At 45.9% G+C, this 2784-nt stretch carries 2 protein-coding genes and 2 pseudogenes; 1 reads left to right on the top strand and 3 read right to left on the bottom strand.

The window, feature by feature from the left end; all coding sequences use genetic code 11:
* Positions 1–59: 59 nt before the first annotated feature.
* A pseudogene (locus NWF35_RS03500) lies at positions 60–176 on the top strand (MOSC N-terminal beta barrel domain-containing protein); the annotation flags it as partial.
* A gap of 128 nt (positions 177–304) precedes the next feature.
* Here NWF35_RS03500 and NWF35_RS03495 read toward each other — a convergent pair.
* From NWF35_RS03495 to NWF35_RS03485, 3 genes and pseudogenes are all read right to left on the bottom strand, one after another.
* Positions 305–709, bottom strand: coding sequence for an SRPBCC family protein (locus tag NWF35_RS03495; protein WP_301237723.1), 405 nt, complete (start codon positions 707–709; stop codon positions 305–307).
* A pseudogene (locus NWF35_RS03490) lies at positions 710–1027 on the bottom strand (ArsR/SmtB family transcription factor); the annotation flags it as partial.
* Between the two features lie 689 nt (positions 1028–1716).
* A complete protein-coding gene (locus tag NWF35_RS03485) occupies positions 1717–2154 on the bottom strand; it encodes a hypothetical protein (protein ID WP_301237693.1) in 438 nt (145 codons plus the stop codon).
* Positions 2155–2784: the final 630 nt, after the last annotated feature.

Below are 2784 nucleotides of genomic sequence, written 5' to 3'. Positions count from 1 at the left end.
CAAGCGGATCTGTCCGCCATCCCTTCCTTGGAGGTGTACCTAAAGGAGTGTGCCATCAGATGAAACCAATTGGAGAAATAAAGGAGATCATTAGATACCCAGTTAAATCTTTTCGGGGAGAAAGCGTACAAAGGACGAAGGTAATAGAATATGGTCTCTATGGTGATCGCAGCCATAAGACCAAAAAAAGCCCAGCAATAAAAGCTGGGCAGAGGCTATTGACAAACCAGCGGTCTTTCAGCTGGGTTTTATATGTGAATTTGTTGAATTGATGGACAGAGATCACGAGACGTACACGTATGTGTTACAGTTCTGCTAACATTTTTTCGAGCTGGTCAAGCATTTTCTTCCAACCATATATCGCTCCGTTTTGCGCTTGTTCATCTTTGAATCCGGTTTGTTCGAGATGCAGATGGGTAGTTCCGTCCGGAGCTTCTTTCAAAGTCCATGTAACCGTAGTACTTTCCGAACCGCTTACCCAAGTGTAAGATAACCTATGAGGCTCGTCTACTTCGAGTACTTCGCAATCTACAATTCCATTCCACCATTCTGTCGGCTCGGTCCGAAACTGAAATTTATGTCCAACGACCGGTTTAAAATCATTATCCATCCCTATCCATTTCGCAAGAGTAGTCGAATCTGTTAAGGCAAACCACACCTGCTTGATTGGACTCTTAAAGTGAAAATCTAGTGAAACGTCCGGTTTCATTTTTTGTTCCTCCTGTAATAAATGTTTTAAAAGGACCATTTTTTCTCTCCAGAATTTTTCGTAAAAAGATACCCAATCCTGAATTTCTTTCAATGGAGCGGCATTCAGCCGATACCGCGTTTCCCTGCCGACTCTTCGGTCGGTTACGAGACCGGCATCTTTAAGGATCGCCAAATGCTTGGAAACCGCTGTACGACCCATTTGAAAATGAACCGTTAACTCATGGAGAGGCAATTCTTCCGCATCTGCCAACAGACGAAGCAGTTTGCGCCGAGTTGGATCGGCAACGGCATCAAAAACATCCCGCTTTTGACTTTTTCTCGTTTAAAATCACTCCCTCCTCATCATTCCTAAAAATGACACCGATTAATCGGACACCGTTTGGTGTCGAATTCATTTTAGGACACCATTCGGTGTCATGTCAAGTTATGTCATTTTCCATTTATTAGGCAGATGGTACCAAATTCGATCGATGCTACCTCTACCCCAAAAGAAGTGATTAAGAAGTGGGTAGGAAGAAGTCCCGTAAATTTCCATTTGCCCCCCATCATCTTAAATAGATAGAAAATTATTATTATCAGATAATTTATCAGCTTACAAAAGGGAGGTAACTGAGGAGGAGGAGTGGAGAGCCCGAGGCCGAGCCCCCGGGCGCCGGGTTCCAGCGGAGCCGAACGGGTGGCTGCGGGCGGCCGTCTCGGTGGAGTACGGGGAGGAGAGAAAAAAGAAGCTATGTCATAGTAGAAACAGGTTGGCTTTTTAAGGTGCGGTTTTTTTACTTGAAATCAGAGAGCTCAACCTAGATTTCGACAATTTTTTACTGATCTATTTATTGATCATATTACTGACTATTTTACTGACTATCTTACTGATCTACTTACTGACTAACTCGCTGAGGCGTTTATCTTTACCATATCCAGTATGAATTGTGTCTCCTCACCAGATTCAAAAAAGTACATTTCTGGAGTTTCCTTGTCAGTTAGCTTGGTACGATACTCCCAAATGGCTTACATGTTTTTCGCCCGTTTTTTGCTGTCCGTCACCCAAATAACCTGGTTTTTCTGATGATCCAAAGGTTCAAAGCTGTCTATATAACGCTTAAACTTCCCCAGCTGATCCAGCCACTCTTTTCCTGTGTCATCTTCAATCCAAAACTTTTTCCCGTGGACGACCAAGAGTGCATCAGGGCGGATCAGTGAGGCCCGATCCCTTATTTGGCGTTTTGGATCTTTCCTCCACTTGTCATGATACTTCCATTCCCAATGCCGATACAATTTATAGCTGGCCTCCTGAGTCGGGTACCACTTAATATGTGTACGATCAACTTGCTTCAGCAATCCCCGGTAATGCTCCATTTGACCGCCAGTCACAGCTTTTGCATTGCCGCTATACCCCAACAGCTCTTGAGCATATTTCAGGCCATTCGACCCTAAACCTGTTGTCAAACGCCATTACGTTCTCGATCGTGTCCCGGAGGTTTTGCACGCCCCCCGCTCTGCTTGACAGAACGGGCATTTAAAGACCGCCAAGCCAGGTTAATGCCCTTTTTGTCTTTGTACTTGTCCTCCTTTTCCGAAATAACGGATCGAACCTTGCTTTATGAAATGATAGATGGTGGATCCAAATCGTTCTTGTGCAGGAAGCAAAGATCCGACGCTTCTCGATTGCTCTTCATAAAAAACAGCGCCTGAAGGTGATTTCCTCCCAAGCGCTGCGTCGTTTCAAAAGGCCCTTTCCACGTGGTCGATTCGCACCGGTTGGTTTTCGCCCGTCAACAAGATGGAGATCACATCAAAGCGAATGGGAAGATGGCGCCATCCACGAGCTTGCACGTAGTTTGACACTCCACACGGCTAAAGCCGTGGGATTCTTGAGTGGTTAACGCCCTCAGTCCATTTCTGTTTCGGGCAACCCTCAAGCTAGGGCTGTGTCATCAGCCCGTCCCACCCGGTTAGCACGTACCCGAATGGGCGGCACACCTGTTACCAGTGTGCTAGGCTACTAACCCTGAAATGGCTTTGGCGATGTTGATCGCCCCATTCAGATCAGCGTGGATGGTGTATCCGCACTGTTTG

Source organism: Polycladomyces subterraneus (assembly GCF_030433435.1).
GTDB classification, from domain to species: Bacteria; Bacillota; Bacilli; order Thermoactinomycetales; family JIR-001; genus Polycladomyces; species Polycladomyces subterraneus.
This window is presented reverse-complemented; position numbering and strand designations above follow the sequence as displayed.